Source organism: Streptomyces sp. NPDC043738 (genome assembly GCF_056436545.1).
This window is the reverse complement of the sequence record NZ_JBWKCJ010000002.1, coordinates 286,654-308,338: the sequence shown is the minus strand read 5'-3', so window position 1 is coordinate 308,338 and position 21,685 is coordinate 286,654. Positions and strand designations below refer to the sequence as shown.

Genomic DNA, 21,685 nt, shown 5'->3' with positions numbered 1-21,685 from the left:
CCCGAACAACACAGGGCCCGGTGGCCCGCGCCGAGGCGCGGGACCACCGGGCGCCGGGTCAGCAGCCGGTGCTGACGGTGGAGCCGAGCGCCTGGGCCTCACGCTCGCCCGGCACCTCCAGGCCCTGAAGGTCCATGATGGTCATTGACGACACCTCCCTTCCGTTGTCCGGTCCCGATGTGTACCGTGCGTACTGGACACCGAACTCGGTGTCAGCAGCCGCCGCTGACGGTGGAGCCGAGCGCCTGAGCGTCACGCTCGCCCGGCACCTCCAGACCCTGAAGATCCATGATGGTCATTGACGACACCTCCCTCCGGTGGTGTGGCAGTGACGGTGGACAGCGGTACTGACGTGCCAGGTGCCGTTGCGGGACACCTGGAGCCCCGGGCCCGTGCACAGCGGTGCGCGGGCCGCCGGGCGCCGCGTCAGCAGCCGGTGCTGACGGTGGAGCCGAGCGCCTGGGCCTCACGCTCGCCCGGCACCTCCAGACCCTGAAGATCCATGATGGTCATTTACGACACCTCCCTTCCGTCGTCCGTAGTGGCCGCCGCCCCGGACGGGGCGGTGGTGGCGCGCTCCGGGACGGCCGAGTGAACGGCCGCGGCGGACCGCGGGTCGGTGAGGAACGGCAGCAGCTCGGTGCCCCGTTCGGCGGTGGCGAGGGCCAGCAGTACGCCGGCCCCGCCGGTGGCCACGTCCATGGAGATCCGGGCCCGGCCGTCGCAGGGGAAGACCGTCGCGCCGTTCAGCGTCATGGCGTGCTGGTGGAGATTGGCCAGGTGGCGATGGAGATGCCGGTCGGCGGTGGCCGGGGGCAGCGGGACGTGCTCGCGCAGGGTGGCCAGGGCGCCGATCAGTCCGGCGCGGCCGCCCCACAGGCCCGATTCGATGGTGAAGTCGCAGGAGCAGGCGCGCAGCAGGCCCGGCAGGGCCTCGTGGAGCCGTGCGTCGTCGCGGTGGCGCAGGAGTTCGGCCGCCACCAGGGCGATGCCCGCGCTGCCGTTGTCCAGGTAGGGCAGCAGTCGGAAACCCTCGTCTACGTGGAGGGTGTCCTGCGGGCCCGGAGCGCAGCGGTCCAGGTCGCGGTGGACGGCGCGGAGCGCCTCGTCCAGAAGAGCCGGGTCGCCGGTGGCCTGATGGGCGCGGAGCAGGAACAGCGCCGGGCCCGACCAGCCGTACATCAGCCCGGCGGCGTGGGTGGAACCGCGCCGGCGCTTGCGCTCGACGGGTTCGCGGCGGGCCGCGGTGAGCCGCTCGGTGACGCGGTCGGCGAGGCCGAGGGCCTGGCGGCGCAGGGCGTCGTCGTCCAGGGCGTCGGCGAAGTGCAGAAGGTTCAGACCGACGCCGGACAGGCCGCGGTAGAGGCTGGGGCAGTGGCGAACGGGGAGCCGTTCGGCCGCCCGGTCGAGGGCGCGCTGGGCCGCCTCTTCCTCGTCCAACTGCCTTAAGACGTAGGCGATGCCGTGCAGTCCGTCGTAGAAGCCGGTGCGCTCGGCGGGGACCCGGTCGACGGCGGCGCGCAGCCAGGCCGCGCCCTGCTCGTCGTGCTCCCCGAGGACGGTGTGCCGGGCCCACAGGACGCCGGCCGCGCCGTGTGCGAAACCCGCGCCGCCCTCGGCGAACTGTGCGAAGTCGCCCGGGTAGAGCCGGTCGGTGCGGTGCGGGGTGGCGCTGTCGCGCAGCCCGCGGCCGATCGAGGCCAGCACGTCGGGCGGTGGGAACGGGCCTTGGACGCTGCGGATCTTGGCGGTGGTGTTGTCGTTGGGGGCGAGCTGCGGGGCCAGCCGGGACACCAGGTGGCCGGGGAGGCCGAACCGCCGTGCCGCGGTGTCGAGCAGCGTCGGCGCCTTGTCGGGGGCCAGGCCACCGAGCGCGGCGAGCGGCAGGAACAGCCACAGCGCGATGGCGGCCAGCGCGTAGTGGTCGCCGTCCGCGCCGGTGGCGTCGGCCCGGTGGAAACCCGGGGCGCCGAGGCTGCTGGGGGTGGCCCGGTCGACGGCGTCGGCCACCTCGAAGTCCAGGAGGACGGGGATGTCGCCGGGCTGGATGATGAAGTTGCCCGGGTGCAGGTCGCCGATGCGCACGCCGCGTCCGTGCACCGAGGCGATCAGCGCCTCGATCCGGCCGAACAGGGCCAGGGCGCGGTCCCGGTGGGCGGCCACGGCCGTCTCGTCGGGCTCGGGAACGGTCAGCGGGTAGACGCCGGCGAGCCAGGACTGGAAGTCCTGCCCCTCGATGTCCTCCAGGACCAGGAACAGGTGGTCGCGGACCTGGAGGGTGCCGAAGGTGCGCGGGATGCCGGGCAGTCCGGCCAGCTTCGTCAGGATGCGGTGCTCGTGGGCGAGCCGGCTGACCGCGTCCCGGCCGACGCCGTCCGTACCGGAGTAGGGACGGCCCTCCTTGAGGACGACGCTGCGCTGCCCGGCGCCGAGGACCTGGTCGCCGACCGGCTCGGCGCGGTAGACGCCGCCGCCGTGCGAGAAGTGCAGCGCCCCGGTGATCCGGTAGGGGAAGTCGTCCACGGTCTGGCGGGCGGCCAGCGAGTCCTTCAGGACGTCGGGCAGCACGACCCAGTCCGGGGTGTGGAAGACGGGTGTGCGGCGGTCCGGCTCCAGGGAGCCGTCCGGGCGCCGCAGCGCGGTGACCAGGTCGCCGTCGGCGTCTTCCATGTAGAAGGTGCGGAAGCCTCCGTAGCGTACGTAGAGCGGACCCTGCCGGAAGCGCAGATCGGTCAGGACGTACGGGCCGGGGCGGCCCCCGACGATCGCGTCCAGCCCATCGAGGGTGCGGGCCAGCTCGGCCTCGTCCGCCGGGTAGACGGTCAGCAGCTTGCCGGCGGAGGAGCGCTGGGCGTACTTGCGGCTCAGGGCGCGCAGGACGTTGGCGCTCTTGAGGTACTTGAAGGTCAGGCCGTGCCGGGTGCAGTAGGCGGCGACGTCGGCGATGGTGCGGTGGGCGTCGTCGGGGGCCGCGCTGATGTGGATCTTCCAGCCCTGGTCGGGGAGCCGGTCCTCGGGAGGGCGGCAGAAGGCCCAGGCCTCGTTCTCGTCGTGCGTCCAGCCGTCGGGGAGGGGCGGGACGGGGAAGCGGGTGGCTTCCAGGTCCCAGTTGCCGGGCCAGTCGAAGAATGTGCGGTCGGCCAGGGCGAAGCTCTCGGCGCCGTCTCTCATGCGGCACCTCGGGCGGATGCGGGGCCGTCGGCCTCTTGGGACGCTGTGGTCTCTTCGCACGCTGTGGTTGCTGCGGGCGCTGTGACCTCTGCGGGCCTGGTGGAGTCGTTCAGGTAGGCGGTCAGCGCGGTGCGGCGGCCGGCCGTCGACAGGTGCTCGGCCAGGATGGCGCGGGCCTGGGTCTTGTCGTCCTCGGAGACGAAGTCGTCCAGCCCGACGTTCAGTACGCGGTTGTCGTCGCTGGGCTCGAGCGAGGCGTAGTGCTCGTCGCGGAGCAGGCCCCACACGATCGCGTCGTGGTACTGGCCGTCGAGGTAGCAGTGGTCGCGCAGGATGCCCTCGACCGTGAACGGGGTCTTGGTCATCAGCCGGATGATGCCCTTGTTGTATCCGGCGGTGGTGACCTGCACCCGGTGCGCGTCGAGCTGGTGGAAGAGGTAGTCGACGAGCAGCACCACGGCCTCCGCGCCGTAGCCGCGGCGCCACAGCTCGGGGGAGCCGATCGCGCCGCCGACGGTGAAGCCGCCGATCCGGCCGGAGCGCTGGTAGCTGACGGTGCCGATGCGTTCGCCGTCCTTCGTGCGGATCACCAGGTGGTGGACCCGCCCCGAGCGGTTGGCCTGCTCGACCTCGGCGGCGCCCAGCAGCTCCCAGTCACCGCTGAGCACGGCCGCCGGCGAACCGGGCCGCAGCCAGGAGGCGATCGCGGCCCAGTCGTCGTCGCCGGGCCATTCCAAGGTCACCAGTCGTCCCTGCACGGTGCGTCTACCTCCTCGGTGGTGTCGTGGATCTCGGTGTCGTGGATCTCGGTGTCGTGGATCTCGGTGTCGTGGGTCTGGGGGTCGTGGGTCTGGGGTCGCGGCGCAGCGGGAGCCGCGTGCCTCACGCGGTGTGGCGCTTCAGTACGAGGACGGCGTTGTGGCCGCCGAAGCCGAACGAGTTGCTCAGCACCACGTCGCCGTCCCAGTCGCGGGCGCCCTTGACGACCAGGTCGAGGTCTTCCTCGTCGGGGTGGTCGCAGTTACGGATCGGTGGGATCCGGCGGTCCCGCAGCGAGAGCACCGCGGCGGCGGCCTCGGCGGCACCGGAGGCGCCGAGCATGTGCCCGGTCATGCTCTTGACGGCCGTGACCGGCGTACGGCGCAGGTGGTCGGGGCCGAACACCTCGCGCAGGGCGGCCGCCTCGATGCGGTCGTTGAGGACGGTGCCGGTGCCGTGCGCGCTGATCTGTCCGACGTCTTCGGGGGCGCAGCCGGCGTCGTCGAGTGCGCCGCGCATCGCGCGGACGGCGCCGGCTCCGGTGGGGTCGGGGGCGGTGGCGTGGTGGGCGTCGGTGGTGGCGGCGTAACCGGCCACCTCGGCGAGGATCGGTGCGCCGCGGCGTTCGGCGTGCCCGGCCTCCTCGAGGGTGAGGACGGTCGCGCCGACGGACATCACGAAGCCGTCGCGGTCCCGGTCGAAGGGCCGGCTGGCGCCTTCGGGGTCGTCGTTGCGGCGGGAGAGGGCCCGGGCGTTGGCGGTGCCGGCCAGGTCGACGGCGGTGAGCGAGTCGTCCGTGCCGCCGGCCAGCGCGAGGTCGGCGCGGCCGCTGCGGATCAGGGCGGCCGCCTCGCCGATGGCCACCGCTCCGGTGGCGCAGGCCGCGGAGACCGCGTGACTGGGGCCGGCGATCCCGTACTTGATGGACAGCAGGCTCGTCGGGTGGTCGATGGCGGTGAGGACCGAGTGGTACGGGGAGACGCGGCGCGGGCCGTGCTCCTTCATTACGTCGTACTGCTGCTGGATCGCGGGGGCGGCGCCGTAGCCGGAGCCGATGACCGCGGCGAAGCGGTACGGGTCGATGCCGGCCGGCGGTTCGAGGCCGGCGGCGCGCAGCGCCTGGGCCGCGGCGACGACCGCGTACTGGGTGAAGGCGTCGCTGCGCCGGGCCTCCTGCGGGGTGAGGTGGCCGGTCGTGTCGAATCCGGTGAGGTCACCGCCGATACGGACCGGGAGGCCGGAGGCGTCGAAGCGGGAAAGGGCGCGCACCCCGCTGCGGCCGGCGAGCAGAGCGGTCCAGAAGTCCGCGGTGGTGTTTCCCACGGGGGACACCACGCCGCAGCCGGTGACGACAACGCGCCGCCGATCCGTGCGTAACTCCATGAAACCCGCCTCCTGATTTTCAGCCCCCGTTGTTGCGCCGGGGCGTCCTCATGACCAGAAACATGACAGGGGAGTCATTGGTTTGTCAACAGGTTGCCGCACGGAGAGTCAGGCGAGCGCTCTCATCGGAGGTGCAGTACGGATGACCACCAGGCCGCACACCAGCGAAAACGCTCTCAGGCACGTGACTTGCTTAGTCATGAAAATTGACTATGGGATGCCCGGGGAGGGGGGTGACGAGGCCGGTTGGTCGACCCGGGGGCGGTGCCCGTCGCCGCCTGGGCGCCCGGCCGGATGGCGGCCGGCGGCGGCTGGTGCCGGCTGGTGGCGGCCGGCGCCCGGGCCCCTCGTGAGTGCTCGTCGCCCCCCGGCAGGGCCCGGCGTACATAGAAAGTGACAGACGGCGGGGCGGAAAGTGCCTACCTGCGGATGATCCGAATGCCCCGGTCGGCCGGGACGCTGGTCCGTACAACCGGCTCCGCCCGCTCGCGCGGGGCCCCGCCTCAAGGGACGAGGGAACTGATGAAGGGTATTGCGGTAGGTATTGTTCTGGCGATCGTCGGCCTGATCATGTGGCTGACCACAAAGGAAGTGGAGACTCCGTACGTCTCGCTTTCCAAGGTCGGGCTGGTGCTGGCGATCGTCGGTGGCGCGGAGGCCTTGTTCGCGCTACTGGGGTTGGGAAAGAAGGCCAATAAGTAATTGCGCATTGCGCGCAATAACGGCATTTGCGTCGCCTGGGCACGTGGGGCCGGGCGGTCGTCAGCCCCGCTTTTCGAGGAGGTTCGCCAGCCGTTCCCGGGCCCGCTCGGCGTGCCGGTACGCCTGGGCCTGGCGGAACAGCTCCGCGGAATACCGGAAGTGCCCGGCCGCCCTTTCCCGGTCCCCCGCCCGCTCACACGCCGCCGCGATCTCCAGGAGCGCGGCGGCCTTCTCATGGCTGCGGCCGGTGTCGGGCAGCGCGGCCACCTCCTCGCCCAGCTCCGCCAGCCGGCCCCGGTCGCCGGCCGCCTCCGCGTACACCGCCCGCGCGGTCGTCAGCCACAGCGGGAAGCCCGGCTCCTGCGCCACCGAGGCGACGACCAGGCCGCGTTCGACGATGCCGCGGGCCGTCGCCGTCTCACCGCGGTCCAGCAGCAGCAGGGCGTAATGCCCGTTGATCTTCTCCCAGAGCGGGAAGCCGGCGGCCGGGGTGACCCGGCGGGCGCACTCCCCCAGCAGCGCCGCGGCGCGCTCCGCCTCGCCCCGGTCGCGCAGGTCGAGCGCCCGGTGCAGATCGATGACGGCCCGCGGCCCCGGGAACACGCCGTCCGCCGGGGGCCGGCCGTGATCGGTGTCGGGCGCCCAGTCGGGGCAGCCGCTCCAGTAGGCGCAGCGGGTGAGCACGTCGAGGACGAGCAGCGAGTGGAATCCGGTGCCGGGGTGCCGGTCGGCGCATTCGAGGGAGCCGGTGAGCGCGTAGCGCAGGCCGTCCTGGACCCGGCCGGCCGACTCCAGCAGGTCCGCGAGCGCGACCAGGGCCCGCAGGCGGGCCTCGGCGTACGGCGCGGGGGCGAGCGCGTCCAGCATCCGCAGCAGGACCTCGGCGCCCTCGTCGGCGCGGCCGAGGGTGCCCAGTATTTCGGCAATGGCGAGCTGCGCCTCGGTGAATACGTCGTCCTGCCGGCCGGCCGGGTCGCTCTCGGCCAGTGCGCGGAATTCCGACAGCGCACCCTCGGCGTCGCCGCCCTCCCATTGCCGGCGGGCCGCCACCAATCGTCCGACCAGGTCGAGCCTGCGCACCCGACCGGGGCTTTCCACCGGCTCACCGGCCGCGGATATTTCGTCCACGCCGACCCCGAGGCGGGCCGCCAGGATCTTCAGTGCCCGGCCGCTGGGAATGCGCTTACCGCGTTCGACGAGCGAGATGTAGCTGGACGACATTTCGGACCCGGCAAGGTCGTGCTGTGTCATTCCCGCGCTGACCCGAAGCTCTTTGATTCGCCGCCCGGTGTCCGCCAGCTCAGGCATTCGACAAACCCTCCGGATTTCAACGGTGGATGACTCCTGCCGGCTGCACCAAATCGGCGAGTCACAATGAGTGCTGGGCACTTTACCAACGAGTCAAGAAGAAGTCGACCGAAGTTTTGATTCCTTCACCGGTCTTCACCCGGGGCTACCGAGATCATTTCGTCGACTAGACCGGGACCGAAAAACCGGACGCCGAGTACACCGAACTGTGTGCGCCGGATCCCGGGGTCAACCTTTCGATGTACTACCCCACGGCGATGTCCGGGCCCGCCCTGACGTGGTCGGATGAAGCCCTCACCACCCCTTCCCCGCCGGACCCTGCGGAGGCACCATCCATGACGCAGCCCCAACGCCCCGATCTGCACAAGGATCCGGTCTCCCCGCCCGCCGCCGGCACCTCGTCGCGCGCGGTACTGGCCTCGGACGCCGAGCGCGAGGACATGGTCGAACGGCTCAGGGAGGCCACCGCGGAAGGCCGGTTAACCCTGGAGGAACTGGCCGAGCGGTCCGAGGCGGCGTATCTGGCGCGCACCCGCGAGGAGTTGCTGTCCATCGGCGAGGATCTGCCGCATGTGACACCCCCGGAGTCGGCCGGCTCCGCGACCGGACAGCGCACCTTCCGCGCCCTGTTCGGCGACCTCGTCCACCACAGCCCCTCCCTGGAGCACGGCATCGAGGCCACCGCGGTCTTCGGTGATGTCACCCTCGACCTGTGCGCCTCCCCCGCACCACCGACCGGCGAACTGACCATCAAGGCACGCGCGTTGATCGGCGATGTGCATCTCCTCCTCCCCGAGGGCGTGCGGGTCGAGATGAACTGCGGCAACGTCTTCGGCGATGTGCGCGATCTGACCCGGGCGCACTCCGGGCCGGAGGCCGTCACTCCGCGCGTGCGGATCGTCGGCTCCGCCGTCCTCGGCGACATCGTCGTCGCCCACCCCAGTTCCGACCGGCGCACGTACTGGCAGAAGTGGCTCGCCGAGCGCCGCGGCCGGGCGGCCTGACCGGAGGGGAAGCCGTGACGTCGTATCGGGCCCTGCCCCGCACCGCGCCGCCGGCGGACCTCGCCGACGAGGACCGGATCGGCCTGCGGGCCACCGCCCGGCACACCGGCGCGCTGGTCCGCCGCAATCTCCTGCAGATCCGGCAGAACCCGGCGTCGATGACCGACGCCCTGCTGATGCCGATCGTGCTGACGGTGCTGTTCGTCTTCGTCTTCGGCGGCTCGATCGGCGGCTCCCGCGCGCAGTACACCGCGTTCCTGATGCCGGGGCTGATGGTCATCCTCGGGATGACCATCGCGATGGCCGTCGGCCTCGGCGTCAACGACGACTTCCGTACGGGCGTGATGGACCGCTTCCGTACGATGCCCATCGCCCGCTCCTCGGTGCTGCTGGCCAAGGTGGTGGTGGAGACCGGCCGGATGCTGGTCGCCATCGCGGTCCTGCTGATGGTCACCGCGGTGCTCGGCTTCGACTTCAGCGGCCGCTGGCCGGGCGTACTGGCCGCGATCGGCCTGACCACCGTCTTCGGCACCTCGCTGATCTGGACCTTCATGCTGCTGGGCCTGACGCTGCGCACCGCGCAGGCGATCCAGGGCCTGTCGGTGCTGGTCCTGACGCCGCTGCAGTTCGGCTCCTCGATCTTCGTCTCGCCGGCCACCATGCCGGACTGGCTGCAGACCTTCACCCGTATCAACCCCCTGACCCATATGGCCGACGCGGCCCGCGGACTCGCCTTGGGCGAGGGCCCGGTGGCCGGCCCGGTGACCTGGACGCTGGTGTGGTCGCTGGGCCTCACGGCGGCCACCGCGCCACTGGCCGTCGCCAAGTTCCGCACCAAGACCTGACACCGATCCGTACGGAACGTGGTGCATCCCCGTGCACGCCCCCGGCGTGGCACCCACCGTACGAAGAAGCCGTGACCCGGCCCCCTCCCGGCCACCCCCGGGCCAGAGGGAGCCGGGTCACGCGAACGTCCGCCGGGGATCCGGGAATACCGCCTCGGCTCCCCACGTTGTGGCCCCGCAGGGGGCCCTCGCATCCCCTACGGGTTCTGTTCCCCCGCACCTCAGGGCCTCCCCGCCCCGCCCCCTCGGACAAGCCCCGCCCCCCGAGGGGAATCCCCCTAAGGCTGTTCGCCCTCACGCTCGGGGAAGTCGCCCGCCGAACCGGTCATCCCCGGTGGGGTGTCGGTCAGCGCGACCGCCACCTCGACCACCGCGGTGGTCCCCGCGGCGACCCGGCGCCAGGCGTCCGCCAGCGCGGCGGGCAGTTCGTCGGCGGTCGTCACCCGGCGGTAGCCGAGGCCGTACGCGCCGGCCAGGCCCTCGGTGCCGGTGGGGCGGGGCGTGGTGAAGGCGAAGCGCGAGGCCGGGCCGGAGACGCGGTCGAGGTTGGACTGGAGCCAGCCGTAGCCGCCGTTGTCGAGGACGACGTAGAGGACGGCGGCGCCCGCGTCGGCGACGGTGGGCAGTTCGCCGCGGAACAGGTTGAACGCGCCGTCGCCGACCACCGCGACCACCGGCCGCCCGGCCGGCTCGGCCAGCCGTACGCCGACGGCGGCGGCCGCGCCGAAGCCCAGCGGCGTCTGCTCGCTGGGGACGACGGAGCCGCCGCCGGCGCCGAGCGCGTAGTGCGGGAAGAAGTACGACCACATGTCCTGCAGGCCGTTCTCCTGGACCAGGACCCGGTCGGCGGGGACGGCGCGGTCGAGCGCCGCCAGCACCCGGGCGACGGGCACGGTGCCCTCGGGCGCCGCCTTCGCGGCCGCCTCCGTCCGGTCGACGGCGCGCCGCGCCAGCGCGGCCTTCGCCGTGCGGACCCGTTCCGGCCAGTGGCCACCCGGCCGGTGGCCGGCCAGCAGTTCCGTCCAGCCGTCCACGATCCGTCCGGCGTCCCCGAGGACATACGCCCCGGGCCGCTCCATGACCAGGCTCTCTTCGCCCAACACCGCCTGGATTACCGGGAGTTGTCCCGCATCGTCCGGCCAGCCGAAGGTGGCGGTCTCCTCCAGTCGGCTGCCCAGCGCGACGACCAGACCGGCCTCGCGCCACAGGGCGTCGATCGGCGCGACGGTGTAGAGGCCGCTGACGCCGCAGTAGAGGGGGTGGTCCTCGGCGACGGTGCCGCGGCCGGAGGCGGTGGTGAAGATCCCGGCGCCGAGCTGCTCGGCGAACCGCTCGATGCGGCGGCCGGTGTTGCGGTGCCGGGCGCCGCCGCCGACCAGCAGCAACGGCCGTTCGGCGGCGGCGATCCGCTTCGCGGTGGCGGCCAGCGCGACCGGGTCGGGGGCCGACCGCTGGGGCGCGGACGGGCGCCAGGGCCCGCCGCGGGTGACCGGTTCCGCCGCGACCTGCTCGGCGAGCTCCAGGTAGACCGGGCCCGGGGTGCCGTTGACGGCGACGGCGGCGGCCTTCTCCAGCGCGGCGGGCAGCCGCTCGGCGTGGTCGACGCGGGTCGCCCACTTCACGTACGGGCGGACCGCGGTGAGCTGGTCCAGCTCCTGGAAGGCGCCGGTGCCCAGCCGGTCGAGCCGGGTGCCGTCGGCGATCAGGATCAGCGGCGCGGCGGCCGAGCGCGCCTCCAGGACGCCGGTGAGCGCGTTGGTCAGTGCCGGGCCCTTGCCGATCACACAGATCCCCGGGCGGCCGGCGGCGAGCGCGTAACCGGTCGCCATGAACACGGCGTTGCGCTGGTCGCGGCAGAGCACCACGGCGGTGTCGGACCGCTCCAGCTCGCCGAGCAGCGCCATGTCGTCGCCGGGCAGCCCGAAGACCGCCGTGGTGCCGAGGTGGCGGAGGTGGTCGGCGATCGCGGCCCAGGCGGTGGGGTGGGTCCGTGCGGTCATCGGCCGGCTCCCGGGCGGTGGGCGGCCACGGCCTTGGAGAGCAGTACGGGCTCGGCGTGCAGTTCCCGGCCGTCGGAGATGTAGTTGGCCATCCGGCCGTAGCCGCCGAAGGGGGCGTTGCCGTCGTCGATGGACATCAGGGTGGTGTCGAGGGTGACGGTGGTGCGCCGCCGCAACGCCTCGACGAGGGCGGGGGCGTGTCCGTAGACGCTGGAGCCCAGGGCGCGTTCGGTGAACATGCCGGTGGTGAGGGTCGCGGCGAGGGCGTCCTCGTCGCGGTAGCCGGCGACGTTGAAGATCGGGGCGAAGAACTCCGGTACGTGGGTGCGCGGGGTGACCTCCGTGCCGACGACGACGGTGGGGTCGAGGCGGCGGGCGCGGAAGTCGACGTGCCCGCCGTGCACGATCTCGCCGCGGTTGCCGGCGAGGAACTGCGCGCCGTCCGCCAGTGCGCTGTCGTAGAAGATCGGCCCGAAGTCGGCCTCGGGGTCGGTGTACGGGCCGTAGCGCAGGCCCTTGAGCTCCCTGACCAGGGCGTCGACGAACGGGTCGAGCAGTGACTCGTGGACGCTGAAGAGGTCCGGGCCCAGGCAGTCCTGGCCGGTGTTGAGGACCCGGATGGCGATCGCGTCGCGGGCCGCCTGCTCGGGGTCGGCCCCGGGGGCGACCACGAACGGGTTGACGCCGGAGCCGAGGAAGACGAACAGCTGGCCGGGGGAGAGCTGGGCGCGGATCTGCTCGGCGTTGGCGTAGGCACCGGTGAAGACCACGACGTCGGCGGGGAGTACGTGGTCGTGCAGGAACTCGCGCTGGCTGGCGCCGGTGAGGGTGATCGGCAGGCCGTGCTGTTCGGCGAGCAGGGTGTGCAGCCGGCGCATCTGGTCCTTGACGCGGCTGGAGGGGCGGAAGACCAGGCGGTCGGTGTAGAGGGCGGGTACCAGGAGGTAGAGGGCGTAGGAGTAGAGGATGACGTTCGACGGCATGAAGGCGGCCAGGCGGGGGACCCGGCCGGGCCGGTGGGCGGCCACCTCGTCCAGGGCCCCGTCGAGGGTGGCGACGGTCGACTCGATCTCGTAGCGCGCGGCGCGGTGGGTGGAGATCTCGCACAGCAGGTCGTGCACGGTGCCGGTGTCGTTCACCAGGAAGTCCCGGACCCGGTGCACGGCCGCCGCACGTCGGCGCTCGATGCTGCCCTCCGGCTCGGCGGCCACGGTCGGCCATGCGGGAGCGGAGCTCATATGTCCCTCCTCGGGGCGTAGTCCATGGAGGGTCAGCGTCAGCCAATTGTCATTTATTGTCAAGCAAAGTCAATGCACTCGACTAGCCCACGTGACAAGCGATGCCGGCCCAGGCTGCCGCTCGGCGCCTGCCACTCCCCTGATCTCCCTGCGCGAGGACCTCGAACCGGCCTCTCATCTGTCGCAATACCCACACCGAGGCAAGGGGAATGCCAGCCTCCGAGCATGACAAAAAGTGACTCCTCGGCCGGGGGAAGGTCGCCCTTGTCCGCCCCCGCGCGGGCGCCCGATGAGTAGACTCCCCGTCATCTGGCTCCCTCCGTACGGAGCCGTCCGCAGACCGTCACTGTCCGTCCCCCCAACTCAACTGCGAGCGATTTTCTTGGTGATTGAGCAGCCTGCTTTCGGGAAGCGAGTGCGGGAGGTCCGGCGCGCTCAGGGTCTGTCCCAGGGGGACCTCGCCGGGGGCGATCTCTCCCCCAGTTATGTCTCGCTGGTCGAGAACGGCCGCAGAATCCCGAGCGCCAAGATCGCCCGATCCATCGCCGAACGGCTCGGCACGACGGTCGAGGCGCTCAGCGCCACCGAGGACGCCGGGGACCGGCTCGCCCAGCGCCTGGGCTTGGTCGGCGAGTTGGTGGCCGCCCGCGCCAGTTCGCTGGCCGGCGACTGGCCGGCGGCGCGGCGCCAGCTGGAGTCGGTGGTGGAGCGGGCCGGCGCCGATCAGGACGAGGTGCGCTGGGAGGCGCACTGGGAGCTGGCCGGCGTCCTGGGCCGGCTCGACGAACCGGAGCGCCATGAGGCCGCCCTGCGCCGGCTGCTGGACGACCCGCTCACCCGCTCCGCCCCGGTGCTGCACGCCCGGGTCGCCGTCGAACTCTCCCAACTGCTGCGCTCCGCGGGCCGCCTCCCGGACGGCGTGCGCTACGCGGAGGAGGCGGTGCGGGTCACCGGCGAGCTGGAGTCCGGCCGCCCGGAGCGGGCGCAGGCCAAGGTGGCGCTGCTGTCCGCGTCCGTCGACAGCGGGGAGTGGAACCGCGCCGAGCAGCTCGGGGCGGAGCTGGGCGAGGAGATCGCGGCCCTGCCGGCCGGTGAACTGCGGGCGAGCGCCCTGTGGGCGGTGGCCGGTGCGCGGTATCTGGGCGGCCAGGCGGACCGTGCGCTGGAGCTGTTCGCCGAGGCGGAGCAGCAGTTGGCCGCGACGGACGGCGTACGGCTCCGGCTGCGGCTGGCCCGGGCCCGTACGCTGCTGGCGCTCGCGGCGGGTCCGGCCGACGAGGCGGACGCCCTGATGGCGCGGGCCCGGCAGGCCGCGGCGCTGGTCGACACCCCGTCCGGCGGGACCTGGCTGGCCCTGCTGGAGACGGCCGCGGCGCTGCGCCACAACGAAGCCATGGCGGCCGCCGAACACGCCGCCTCGATCGACCTCGGCGCCGGTGAACTCCCGCCCCTGGACCGCGCCCGCTGTCTGCTCCATCTGGCCCGCGCCCATCGCGCGGACCGCTCCGAGGAGGCCGCGGAGGCCGATTTCAAGCTGGCCGCCGAGGGGTACGAGCAGGCCGGCGCCTTCCGGCTGGCGCTGGAGAGCTGGCGCGAGCTGAGCGCCGGCGGCCGCACGGGCGCGGGGCCGGATCCGCACGCGGTGCTGATGCCGTAGGGGGCGTCTTCCCGAGCTGGAACCGGGCGGCCGGCCTACGGCGTCACGTCTTCGGCTGCGCCTCAGGGGAGTCGGGCTGCCACATGCGCACGCCGGGGGCGGGAGCGGTGGTGGCCGCGCAGGCCACCGTCCGCGGGCCGGCGGGCAGATCGTGGACGTAGGCGACGCCGCCGGGGTGTGCGCGGGACGCCGGGATCACGACCTTGCCGTCCCGCGCCTCGCTCAGCGCGTCGATCTCGTCGACGGTGGCCAGCCCGCCCGGGCCGGTCAACCGCAGGGCCGCTTCCTTACGGGTCCACAGCTGGGCCAGCCGGTGGGCCCGCCGGTCCGCGGGCACCTCCTGGATGTGCCGGCGCTCCGACGCGGTGAAGGGGAGCAGCAGTTCGCGGACGGGGCCGGGCGGAACGGTGTGCACGGACAGGGCCACCGGGAGGTCCCGCATCAGGGCGAGGAGTTGCCGTCCGGGGTCGGCGGTGATGCCGAGGCAAAGGCGGGCGCCCGGGGGCCAGCCGGTGCCGGCGGGCGGTTCTGCGAACGCCGGCCGGCCGAAGCCGTCCCGGATCACCGGAATATCGCGCGGGGAACAATGCAGTAATCGACCGAGAAAGGCCGCCAAACAGTCGTTCTCTCGAATATCGCCGGTCGTGGGCGAGAAGATATGCAAACCGCCGTCGGCTAATTCAGGGGAGCGGTCGGGGTCCCAACTTCCATACCAGAGTGGTGAGTTGACCGCACGGTGCGGACCCTCGGTGTGACCGCCGCCGCCGCTTGCGCCGCCGCCTTCGCGGCCGTGGTCATGGTTGAGTGAATGCACGCCATGGAAAGACTGGTCCCCCCGCATAGATCCCCTCGCACCATGTCTCCTTTCCGCGGACGGTCGTATCCGGGAAAGCAGTGCAGTGAGTCGATTTGGTTTTCCCTCCGGAGATCCTCAAGGTAACCCTGGTCTATGCCTGCGTCAACAAGCGACGACCGGAAATCAACTTCGGTTTACTCGCGGGCATTACCAGATTTCGCCATGTCGAGCCCTCGTCGGGGGGCCGCGTTCTCCGGTTCACGGCGACTGGAGCGCCGGGTGATCTGCGGCCTTTCCAGGGGGTGATCTGCGGGCGGTCCGCCGATACGCCAAGGAGAAGGGGGGAACTGACTTTTATTCATGCGCCTGGGGCAAAGCCGCTCCTGCCGGACGGGCGGCCCGGCAGGAGCGCGCCGATCGGGTGCCGGGCGGTGTACGCGGCGCCGCCGGGATCAGGACGCCAGCTGCTTCTCGACTCGTAGCACTATGTCCAAAACTGTACGCATGTCCTTCATCTCCTCTTCGGGCAGCGCGATCCCGAATCGCTCCTCGGCGACGACGATGACCTCCGCCATCGCCAGGGAGTCCACGTCCAACTCCTCGACCAGGGACTTCTCCTCGGTCACCTCGGCCGGCAGGACACCGGCCACCTCATGCAGGATCTCGGCGAGTTGGACGACGATCTCTTCGCGGGTCGGAATGGTCACGGCGGTCACCTCTCTGCGGAATGGGGGAGTGCGTCACCGGTCGGCCGCGAGGCCCGGGGGTCGCACGGGGGTCGCACGGGGGCGCACAGGGTATGAAGGCGTGCGGCGCACGGCGGCCGGGGCGGCCGAAGTCGGCGCGACCCGAAGCGGTCCGGAGCGGTCCGGCGCTGGTTCGAGGCCCGCGCCTACACCACCGGCCGGAAGGCGTGACATCAGAGTCATTCCTTTGACTACACTTGACAGTTCTAGTCAACTGGAGGTCGGATAGGTTGTCAATGATGATCTATCAAGACCAAGCCAAGACAATGCTTCTGAGTTATCTTCAGTGACTCTGGAGTCGATGACGAGTCAGACGGAGGAACCGCAATGGGCGGTCTGCTCGACGGAAAGCGGCTGGTTGTCACCGGTGTGATCACCGAACGCTCCATCGCCTACGCGGTGGCGCGGCTCGCCCAGGAACAAGGCGCCAAGATCGTCCTCACCGCGTACGGCCGGCCGAGCCTGGTGGCCCGGCTCGCCCGGCGGCTCCCGGAGGAGCCCCCCGTCGTGGAGCTGGACGTCACCGACGAGGCACAGCTCGCCACGCTCGCCGACCGGGTCGGCGCCCACCTCGACGGGCTCGACGGTGTGCTGCACTCCGTCGCCAACGCCCCCGCAGCCTGCCTGGACGGCGGCTTTCTGACCGCGCCGTGGCGCGAGGTGTCCGCCGCGCTGCACACCTCGACCTACTCCCTGGTGGCGCTCACCATGGCCTGCCGGCCGCTGCTGTGCCCCGGCGCCTCGGTCGTCGGGGTGGACTTCGACGCCTCCCGCGCCTGGCCGGGCTACGACTGGATGGGCGTCGCCAAGGCGGGACTTGAGGCCTGTTCGCGCTATCTGGCGCGCGACCTCGGCGGACATGGCATACGGGCCAACCTGGTCGCGGCCGGACCGTTGCGCACCCTGGCCGCACGGGGCATCGGCGGCGACGGACCGTCCTTCGAGAAGAGCTGGGCGACCCGCGCGCCCCTGGGCTGGGACCCCGAGGACGCGGGGCCGGTGGCCCGTACCTGCGTGGCCCTGCTGTCGGACTGGTTACCCGCCACCACCGGCGAGATCGTGCACGCGGACGGCGGCCGCCACATGATCGGCGACTGACGGCCGATGACGCAGCCCACGAGCCTGCGCTGCGGCCCGTACGCCATCGACCGGGAGCGGATCGCCGCCTTCGCCGCCGCGCTCGGCGACCCCCACCCCGCGTACACCGACCCCGACGCCGCACGCGCCCTCGGCCACCCGGACACCATCGCCCCGCCGACCTACCTCGCCACCCTCGCCGCACGCGCCGAGGACGCCCTGCTCAGCGCACGGCCGCAGATCGCCAGCCTCGACGGCGCCGTGCACCGCTCCCAGTCACTGCGCCACGCCCGCCCCGCACACGCCGGGGACACCCTCCACGCCACCGTCCGCCTCACCGAGGCCACCGCCCTCGCGGGCTGTGAACTGCTGACGCTGGACTGCGAGTTCCATGACGCGGCCGGCCTGTGGGTGGCCACCACCACCTCCGCACTGCTGTGCCGGGCCGCCCCCGGCCCGGCTCCCGCCCAGCCCAGACCGGGCAGGAGGCGGCCCCGCCCCCGGCCCCCCCTCGACCCCACGGGATCGGAGCACCCATGACCGACACCATCGCCCCTCCGGTCGCCGCCGCCCGGCTCGTCGACGGGACCGCGCCTTCGCCCGGCGACACCGGCCGGCTCGACGGACCGGCGCTCACCCGCCGGGTGCAGACCACCGCCCACGCCCTTGCCCGCCTTGGTCTCCGCGCCGGCGACCGGGTGCTGGTCCAGGGCGACAACAGCGTCGACTACGTCGTGACGCTGCTGGCCCTGATGCGGCTGGACACCTCGCTCATCCCGGTCGACCACCGGCTCTCCGCCGCCGACGCCACCGCGGCCGCCCGCCAGGCCCGCGCCCGCTGGCTGGTCACCGCCGCCGACCACGCCACCGGCTTCCCCGGCATCCCCGACCGGTGCGTCGTGCACTACCCCGGGCTCGCCGCCGGCACTCCGCCGCCACCCCCGGCCGAGGTCGACCTGACGCCCTGGTTCCGCCGCCCCGACGCGCTCGTCCTGTGGTCCTCGGGCACCACCGGGCGCCCCAAAGGCATCGTCAAGCCCGGTCACGCGGTCCTCGACAATTCACTGCGCACCATCCAGGCCATGGGCTACCGCGCGGACGACGTCCTCGCCCCGCTGCTGCCGTTCTCCCACCAGTACGGGCTCTCCGTCATCCTGCTGTGGTGGCTGGCCCGCTGCACCCTGCTGGTCACGCCCTACCAGCGGCTCGACGCGGCCGTCACCCAGGCCGCCGCGCACGGCGCCACCGCCGTGGACGCCGCTCCGTCCACCTACCACTCGCTCCTGGGCGTGGTGCGGCGCCGGCCCGAGGTGCACGCCGGGCTCGCGGGCGTCCGCATCTGGGGCGTGGGCGGGGCACCGCTGCCCGCCCCGCTGGCGGAGTCCTTCCGCACGACGATGGGCCGCCCGCTGCTGGACGGCTACGGCCTGACGGAACTCGGCAACGTCGCGCTGGCCACCCCCGACGCACCGCACGGCTGCGGGCGTCCACTGCCCGGCGTGCGGCTTCGCGTGCTGCGCCCCGACGGCAGCACTGCCGACCCCGGCGAGCTGGGCGTCATCGAGGTGCGCTCCCCCGGGCTGATGGCCGGCTACCTCCAGGAGGACGGCTCGCTCACGCCCGTCGATCCGGACGCCTGGTACCCGACGGCCGATCTGGGCAGCGTCGACACCGAGGGAACCGTACGGGTGGTGGGCCGCAATCAGGCCGTGCACCGGCTGGGTTTCACGCTCTACCCCGAGAGCCTGGAGCGTCGTGCCGAGGCCTGCGGGCGCCCGGTCAAGGTGCTGGCGGTCGCGGACCAACGCCGTGGCAGCGCACTGCACTTCGTCGTCGCGGACCCCGAGGGCGAGGCCCCGCTCACCTGGCGCCGGCGGCTCGCCGAGCACCTCGCGGAGTACGAACAGCCCAACGCGGTTCATGTCGTGGGCCACTTCCCGCTCACGGCCAACGGCAAGCCGGACACGCGCGCGTTGCGTGCTCAGCTGGGGCTGGAGCTGGGAGTGGGTCCGGAACCGGTGCCCCGGCAGGGGGGCGGCCGCTAGAACTCCGGGCGCTGTGGGGGTGGTTCAGGTCTGTGGGTGTCTGCTGCTGCGTGTGCGTGAGCGGCTCTGCGGGCGTTTCACGTGAAACATCTCGGAGCCTTCACCGGAGCCTTCACCGGTCTGTGGCCCTGCTCCGCGTCCGGCTCTGCCCGGTCGGTTCCGTGGTCTGCTCGGCGTCCGGCTCTGCCCGGTTCTCTGCCCGGTCCTGCGTCCAGGGACGTTTCCGGTCTCTTTCTCAAGAACTGCCGCTGACCGGCTCAGATGCTGCGGGTGATGGGCATATGACGGCGGGCCGCCGGGATGACCGCGGAGCGCGCGTCCACGTCGGAGTGCAGCGCGGCGTCGGCCGTTGCGGCGGGCAGCGGCTCCATACCGCGGATGCAGCGGCTGCGCAGGCCGGGCGAGGCTCCGTGCGCCTCGGCGCTGATCCGCTGCTTGATCGTCGGCGGCAGCTCCGGCCGGGCGAACATCCGCAGGCTGGACGCGGATCGGCCGATCACCGGCACGCCACGCGGGCCGGGCACGGTGGGCACGGCTCGGGCGGCAGGCACCTTGCAAGCACCCGTTCCCGGGCCGTGGTCCGGCTCGGTGCGGTGCGCCGCCTTGGGCGTCTCGTCGCCCGGGGCGTCGGAGTCCGCGTTCGCGTTGCCCAGGGTCCGCTCGTACAGCGCGGCCTCCCGGCGCGCAGCCGACGCCGCCGCGGAGACGCCCAGTGATGCCAGCAGCTTGCCCAGCATCGCCAGGCACACCGCCCAGAACTTCATGACCTTGGTCGCAGCCATGGTCCCCTCGCTTTCGATCTGGATCTCCCCGTGAGATCCGTTGCCGCTACTTCCTTGTTGTGCGTGTGGTTCGTGGTGCGTGCGCTTTGTGGTGCGTGTACTTCTCCTGCACCGCTGCAGTTGCGGAGCTCCGCTCGTATCGCTTACGTTGCGCCGCTTCTGTTGCGTTTTCTTATGATGAGTACGCAATGGGAGGATTCACGGACCGACGCCCCTGGATCGGCGTTCTTCGGATGAACACCACCCGTACGCAGTAGCCGCCGGCCTCGGACAGCAGGTCGGCGGCGGGTCACCGGCCGCTCGGGCGACCGGTCGCGACCCCTTCGCACGCAGGGGACGAGGCGCCGCGGATGCGCGCGGCGGATTCCTGGGATATGGCGGATTCCGAGGATGTGCGGGCGCCGGGCCTACGGGCAGGCCCCCCGGCTCAGGCCGGTGCCGGCTCCCCTGTGCGGGCCATCTCGGCCATGATGCGGACGGCCTCGGATTCGGGGGTGTCGGGCGGGATGATCAGCAGGTCCCAGCGGCCGTGGCCGGGGGAGACCAGGCAGATGGTGTCCGGGCCGGGGCGGCCGGTGGTTCTGCGGAGCCGGACGACATGGCCGCCGACGAGGGTGTGGGCGGGGAGGGCGGGCCAGACCGCGCCGTTGACCGTGGCGTGGGTGATCCGCGGCCAGTCGAAGGGCAACGCGGTCAGCAGCTCGGGGAGTTCGGCCAGCAGGTCGGTGGAGTGCGGCCACCAGACGCCGTCGATGCGCCGCACCGTGCCGGCGTGCGGCGCGATGGTCAGACGGGCGACGAGCGGCGGGGCGTGGTGTCCGGGAGGTACCGAGTGGACGGGGTCCCCGGAGGCGGTGGTCATGCGGTGCTCCTGATGCGACGGGCGGCGACCCTGGCGGGGTCGGGCCAGCGCACGTCCCAGACCCAGCCGAGGCGCTCGAAGAGCCGGATGACTGCTGCCGACACATCGATCTGACCGCGGTCGACGCCGTGCCGGGCGCAGGTCGGATCGGCGTGGTGCAGGTTGTGCCAGCTCTCGCCGAACGACAGCAGGGCCAGCGGCCACAGGTTGGTCGCCCGGTCATGGCGCCGGGTCCGGAACGGCCGCTCGCCGATGACATGGCAGAGCGAATTGACGCTCCAGGTGACGTGGTGCAGCAGCGCGATCCGGATGAACCCCGCCCACAGCAGGGCGGTCAGCGCGGTGACCCAGCTGCCGCCGAGCGCGAAGCCCAGCGCGAACGGCAGCCCGAGGGTGAGCAGGCACAGCGCGGGGAAGGCCCGGTCCACGGCGCGGATGCCGCGGTCGGCGAGCAGATCGGGCGCGAAGCGCCGGTGCGAGGTGGGGTCGTTGCCGAAGAGCCAGCCGATGTGGGAGTGGACGAGTCCGCGCAGCTGCCCGCGCAGGCTGGTGCCGTAGCGGTAGGGGGAGTGCGGATCTCCGGGGCGGTCGGTGTAGGCGTGGTGGCGGCGGTGGGTGGCGACCCAGTCGATGACATCGCCCTGGAAGCTGAGCGAGCCGGCGACGGCCAGCCCGATCCGCAGCGCGGGGGCGGCGGTGTAGCTGCCGTGGGTCAGACCGCGGTGGAAGCCGACGGTGACGCCCAGGCCGGAGACGACGTAGAAGACGGCCAGCAGGACGAGATCGGTGAGGTGGACGACGCTGCCCCACAGGAGGGGGATGGCGACGCCCAGGCCGACGAAGGGCGCGACGACGATGATGCCGGTGACCGTGACGTACATCCGCCGGCCGCCGCTCGGCGGGGTGTCCGCGCCGCTGTCGGGAAACGGCGAGGTCCCGTCGTAGTCCCGCGCCGACGGGAAGGTGCGGGCGGTCGAGGTCACAGGTCGCTGCCCGCCTTACCGGAGGGCGGCGGACCGGCCACCCGTGGTCCGGCGCGGCTGCCCCGGGGCCGCTTGTGCATCCGCTGCCGCACCGACTGCTTCCAGTCCGCGTACCGGTGGGTGGCCATCCGTCCGGCCTGCTGCGCATTGACCCGGGCGATGAACAGCGCTCCCAGCGCGACCAGCGCCAGCAGCACGACCACGGTCAACAGAGTCTGCATGGTGCTCACCTCACCGAATCCCTGGGTTGTCCCTGGGCGTCCCCGGGTGTCGTTCGGTGTTCCGGTGCCTCCAAGGTACCCCTCGGCCGCCCGGTACATCCCCTTA

23 protein-coding genes are annotated in these 21,685 nt (G+C 72.5%); 7 read left to right on the top strand and 16 right to left on the bottom strand.

Translation table 11 applies throughout. From position 1 onward, the window contains the following. Positions 1-58 precede the first annotated feature (58 nt). The 7 genes from AC0680_RS04520 to AC0680_RS04490 all read right to left on the bottom strand — a co-directional run bounded on the left by AC0680_RS04520 (position 59) and on the right by AC0680_RS04490 (position 5,313). Positions 59-145 carry a class III lanthipeptide gene (locus AC0680_RS04520; RefSeq protein WP_199812551.1) on the bottom strand — a complete coding sequence of 29 codons (87 nt, stop codon included), beginning with the start codon at positions 143-145 and terminating at the stop codon, positions 59-61. Between the two features lie 67 nt (positions 146-212). Then, entirely contained in the window at positions 213-308 is a 96-nt protein-coding gene (locus AC0680_RS04515; RefSeq protein ID WP_393485503.1) for a class III lanthipeptide, read from the bottom strand. 118 nt (positions 309-426) lie between these two features. After that, positions 427-504 (bottom strand): class III lanthipeptide, encoded by a 78-nt coding sequence (locus AC0680_RS04510; RefSeq protein ID WP_355782455.1) that lies wholly within the window; start codon positions 502-504, stop codon positions 427-429. Positions 505-513: 9 nt separating this feature from the next. Beyond that, a complete protein-coding gene (lanKC, locus tag AC0680_RS04505; RefSeq protein WP_478624813.1) occupies positions 514-3,171 on the bottom strand; it encodes a class III lanthionine synthetase LanKC in 2,658 nt (885 codons plus the stop codon). Then, on the bottom strand, positions 3,168-3,929 hold the full coding sequence (locus AC0680_RS04500) for a GNAT family N-acetyltransferase (RefSeq protein ID WP_478624812.1): 762 nt from the start codon (positions 3,927-3,929) through the stop codon (positions 3,168-3,170). The genes lanKC and AC0680_RS04500 overlap by 4 nt, the downstream gene beginning before the upstream one ends. Then, complete coding sequence (locus AC0680_RS04495; RefSeq protein ID WP_478624811.1) at positions 3,911-4,057, bottom strand: hypothetical protein; 147 nt, start codon at positions 4,055-4,057, stop codon at positions 3,911-3,913. Before AC0680_RS04495 ends, AC0680_RS04500 begins: the two co-directional genes overlap by 19 nt. Next, complete coding sequence (locus tag AC0680_RS04490) at positions 4,054-5,313, bottom strand: beta-ketoacyl-[acyl-carrier-protein] synthase family protein (RefSeq protein WP_478624810.1); 1,260 nt, start codon at positions 5,311-5,313, stop codon at positions 4,054-4,056. Before AC0680_RS04490 ends, AC0680_RS04495 begins: the two co-directional genes overlap by 4 nt. Before the next feature lie 522 nt (positions 5,314-5,835). Between AC0680_RS04490 and AC0680_RS04485 the strand changes: the two genes are divergently transcribed. Then, on the top strand, positions 5,836-6,015 hold the full coding sequence (locus tag AC0680_RS04485) for a DUF5708 family protein (RefSeq protein WP_384424094.1): 180 nt from the start codon (positions 5,836-5,838) through the stop codon (positions 6,013-6,015). Positions 6,016-6,075: 60 nt separating this feature from the next. On the opposite strand, the gene AC0680_RS04480 is transcribed toward AC0680_RS04485, so the two are convergent. After that, positions 6,076-7,323: a helix-turn-helix domain-containing protein gene (locus tag AC0680_RS04480; protein WP_478624808.1), complete on the bottom strand. Its 1,248-nt coding sequence runs from the start codon at positions 7,321-7,323 to the stop codon at positions 6,076-6,078. A 335-nt stretch (positions 7,324-7,658) separates the two neighbouring features. On the opposite strand from AC0680_RS04480, the gene AC0680_RS04475 reads away from it, so the two are divergent. Continuing rightward, complete coding sequence (locus AC0680_RS04475; protein ID WP_478624807.1) at positions 7,659-8,327, top strand: DUF1707 SHOCT-like domain-containing protein; 669 nt, start codon at positions 7,659-7,661, stop codon at positions 8,325-8,327. Positions 8,328-8,341: 14 nt separating this feature from the next. Then, on the top strand, positions 8,342-9,172 hold the full coding sequence (locus AC0680_RS04470) for an ABC transporter permease (RefSeq protein WP_478624806.1): 831 nt from the start codon (positions 8,342-8,344) through the stop codon (positions 9,170-9,172). A 278-nt stretch (positions 9,173-9,450) separates the two neighbouring features. On the opposite strand, the gene AC0680_RS04465 is transcribed toward AC0680_RS04470, so the two are convergent. Together AC0680_RS04465 and AC0680_RS04460 are read right to left on the bottom strand one after the other, a co-directional pair. After that, the gene (locus tag AC0680_RS04465; RefSeq protein ID WP_478624804.1) at positions 9,451-11,172 is read right to left on the bottom strand and encodes a thiamine pyrophosphate-binding protein; all 1,722 of its coding nucleotides are present in this window, start codon (positions 11,170-11,172) and stop codon (positions 9,451-9,453) included. Then, on the bottom strand, positions 11,169-12,410 hold the full coding sequence (locus tag AC0680_RS04460; RefSeq protein WP_478624803.1) for an aldehyde dehydrogenase family protein: 1,242 nt from the start codon (positions 12,408-12,410) through the stop codon (positions 11,169-11,171). Before AC0680_RS04460 ends, AC0680_RS04465 begins: the two co-directional genes overlap by 4 nt. 415 nt (positions 12,411-12,825) lie before the next feature. Between AC0680_RS04460 and AC0680_RS04455 the strand changes: the two genes are divergently transcribed. Then, the gene (locus tag AC0680_RS04455) at positions 12,826-14,067 is read left to right on the top strand and encodes a helix-turn-helix transcriptional regulator (RefSeq protein ID WP_478624801.1); all 1,242 of its coding nucleotides are present in this window, start codon (positions 12,826-12,828) and stop codon (positions 14,065-14,067) included. Positions 14,068-14,110: 43 nt separating this feature from the next. Here AC0680_RS04455 and AC0680_RS04450 read toward each other — a convergent pair whose 3' ends face one another. Both AC0680_RS04450 and AC0680_RS04445 read right to left on the bottom strand, forming a co-directional pair. Next, the gene (locus AC0680_RS04450; protein WP_478624800.1) at positions 14,111-14,632 is read right to left on the bottom strand and encodes a 4'-phosphopantetheinyl transferase superfamily protein; all 522 of its coding nucleotides are present in this window, start codon (positions 14,630-14,632) and stop codon (positions 14,111-14,113) included. Between the two features lie 683 nt (positions 14,633-15,315). Next, positions 15,316-15,564 carry an acyl carrier protein gene (locus tag AC0680_RS04445; RefSeq protein ID WP_468976611.1) on the bottom strand — a complete coding sequence of 83 codons (249 nt, stop codon included), beginning with the start codon at positions 15,562-15,564 and terminating at the stop codon, positions 15,316-15,318. 372 nt (positions 15,565-15,936) lie between these two features. Here AC0680_RS04445 and fabI point away from each other — a divergent pair, with 372 nt between their 5' ends. Genes fabI through AC0680_RS04430 form a run of 3 tightly spaced genes read left to right on the top strand, consistent with a single transcriptional unit; the run spans position 15,937 to position 18,731 of the window. Further along, a complete protein-coding gene (gene fabI, locus AC0680_RS04440; protein WP_478624798.1) occupies positions 15,937-16,707 on the top strand; it encodes an enoyl-ACP reductase FabI in 771 nt (256 codons plus the stop codon). Between the two features lie 6 nt (positions 16,708-16,713). Continuing rightward, on the top strand, positions 16,714-17,226 hold the full coding sequence (locus AC0680_RS04435; RefSeq protein ID WP_478624796.1) for a MaoC family dehydratase: 513 nt from the start codon (positions 16,714-16,716) through the stop codon (positions 17,224-17,226). Continuing rightward, positions 17,223-18,731, top strand: coding sequence for a class I adenylate-forming enzyme family protein (locus AC0680_RS04430; RefSeq protein WP_478624795.1), 1,509 nt, complete (start codon positions 17,223-17,225; stop codon positions 18,729-18,731). Before AC0680_RS04435 ends, AC0680_RS04430 begins: the two co-directional genes overlap by 4 nt. A 257-nt stretch (positions 18,732-18,988) precedes the next feature. On the opposite strand, the gene AC0680_RS04425 is transcribed toward AC0680_RS04430, so the two are convergent. The 4 genes from AC0680_RS04425 to AC0680_RS04410 all read right to left on the bottom strand — a co-directional run bounded on the left by AC0680_RS04425 (position 18,989) and on the right by AC0680_RS04410 (position 21,579). Beyond that, positions 18,989-19,513, bottom strand: coding sequence for a DUF6344 domain-containing protein (locus tag AC0680_RS04425; protein WP_478624793.1), 525 nt, complete (start codon positions 19,511-19,513; stop codon positions 18,989-18,991). Positions 19,514-19,940: 427 nt separating this feature from the next. Beyond that, positions 19,941-20,375 (bottom strand): DUF5994 family protein, encoded by a 435-nt coding sequence (locus AC0680_RS04420; RefSeq protein ID WP_478624791.1) that lies wholly within the window; start codon positions 20,373-20,375, stop codon positions 19,941-19,943. Then, a complete protein-coding gene (locus AC0680_RS04415; RefSeq protein ID WP_478624790.1) occupies positions 20,372-21,358 on the bottom strand; it encodes an acyl-CoA desaturase in 987 nt (328 codons plus the stop codon). The genes AC0680_RS04420 and AC0680_RS04415 overlap by 4 nt, the downstream gene beginning before the upstream one ends. Beyond that, positions 21,355-21,579 carry a hypothetical protein gene (locus tag AC0680_RS04410; RefSeq protein ID WP_478624788.1) on the bottom strand — a complete coding sequence of 75 codons (225 nt, stop codon included), beginning with the start codon at positions 21,577-21,579 and terminating at the stop codon, positions 21,355-21,357. The genes AC0680_RS04415 and AC0680_RS04410 overlap by 4 nt, the downstream gene beginning before the upstream one ends. Between the last annotated feature and the right edge of the window lie 106 nt (positions 21,580-21,685).

What these genes read in the sequence shown, in the direction of transcription:
- AC0680_RS04520 (WP_199812551.1), bottom strand. Translation starts at nt 145, where the DNA reads ATGACCATCATGGACCTTCAGGGCCTGGAGGTGCCGGGCGAGCGTGAG.
- AC0680_RS04510 (WP_355782455.1), bottom strand. Translation starts at nt 504, where the DNA reads ATGGATCTTCAGGGTCTGGAGGTGCCGGGCGAGCGTGAGGCCCAGGCG.
- lanKC (WP_478624813.1), bottom strand. Translation starts at nt 3,171, where the DNA reads ATGAGAGACGGCGCCGAGAGCTTCGCCCTGGCCGACCGCACATTCTTC.
- AC0680_RS04490 (WP_478624810.1), bottom strand. Translation starts at nt 5,313, where the DNA reads ATGGAGTTACGCACGGATCGGCGGCGCGTTGTCGTCACCGGCTGCGGC.
- AC0680_RS04485 (WP_384424094.1), top strand. Translation starts at nt 5,836, where the DNA reads ATGAAGGGTATTGCGGTAGGTATTGTTCTGGCGATCGTCGGCCTGATC.
- AC0680_RS04480 (WP_478624808.1), bottom strand. Translation starts at nt 7,323, where the DNA reads ATGCCTGAGCTGGCGGACACCGGGCGGCGAATCAAAGAGCTTCGGGTC.
- AC0680_RS04475 (WP_478624807.1), top strand. Translation starts at nt 7,659, where the DNA reads ATGACGCAGCCCCAACGCCCCGATCTGCACAAGGATCCGGTCTCCCCG.
- AC0680_RS04465 (WP_478624804.1), bottom strand. Translation starts at nt 11,172, where the DNA reads ATGACCGCACGGACCCACCCCACCGCCTGGGCCGCGATCGCCGACCAC.
- AC0680_RS04460 (WP_478624803.1), bottom strand. Translation starts at nt 12,410, where the DNA reads ATGAGCTCCGCTCCCGCATGGCCGACCGTGGCCGCCGAGCCGGAGGGC.
- fabI (WP_478624798.1), top strand. Translation starts at nt 15,937, where the DNA reads ATGGGCGGTCTGCTCGACGGAAAGCGGCTGGTTGTCACCGGTGTGATC.
- AC0680_RS04435 (WP_478624796.1), top strand. Translation starts at nt 16,714, where the DNA reads ATGACGCAGCCCACGAGCCTGCGCTGCGGCCCGTACGCCATCGACCGG.
- AC0680_RS04430 (WP_478624795.1), top strand. Translation starts at nt 17,223, where the DNA reads ATGACCGACACCATCGCCCCTCCGGTCGCCGCCGCCCGGCTCGTCGAC.
- AC0680_RS04425 (WP_478624793.1), bottom strand. Translation starts at nt 19,513, where the DNA reads ATGGCTGCGACCAAGGTCATGAAGTTCTGGGCGGTGTGCCTGGCGATG.
- AC0680_RS04420 (WP_478624791.1), bottom strand. Translation starts at nt 20,375, where the DNA reads ATGACCACCGCCTCCGGGGACCCCGTCCACTCGGTACCTCCCGGACAC.
- AC0680_RS04410 (WP_478624788.1), bottom strand. Translation starts at nt 21,579, where the DNA reads ATGCAGACTCTGTTGACCGTGGTCGTGCTGCTGGCGCTGGTCGCGCTG.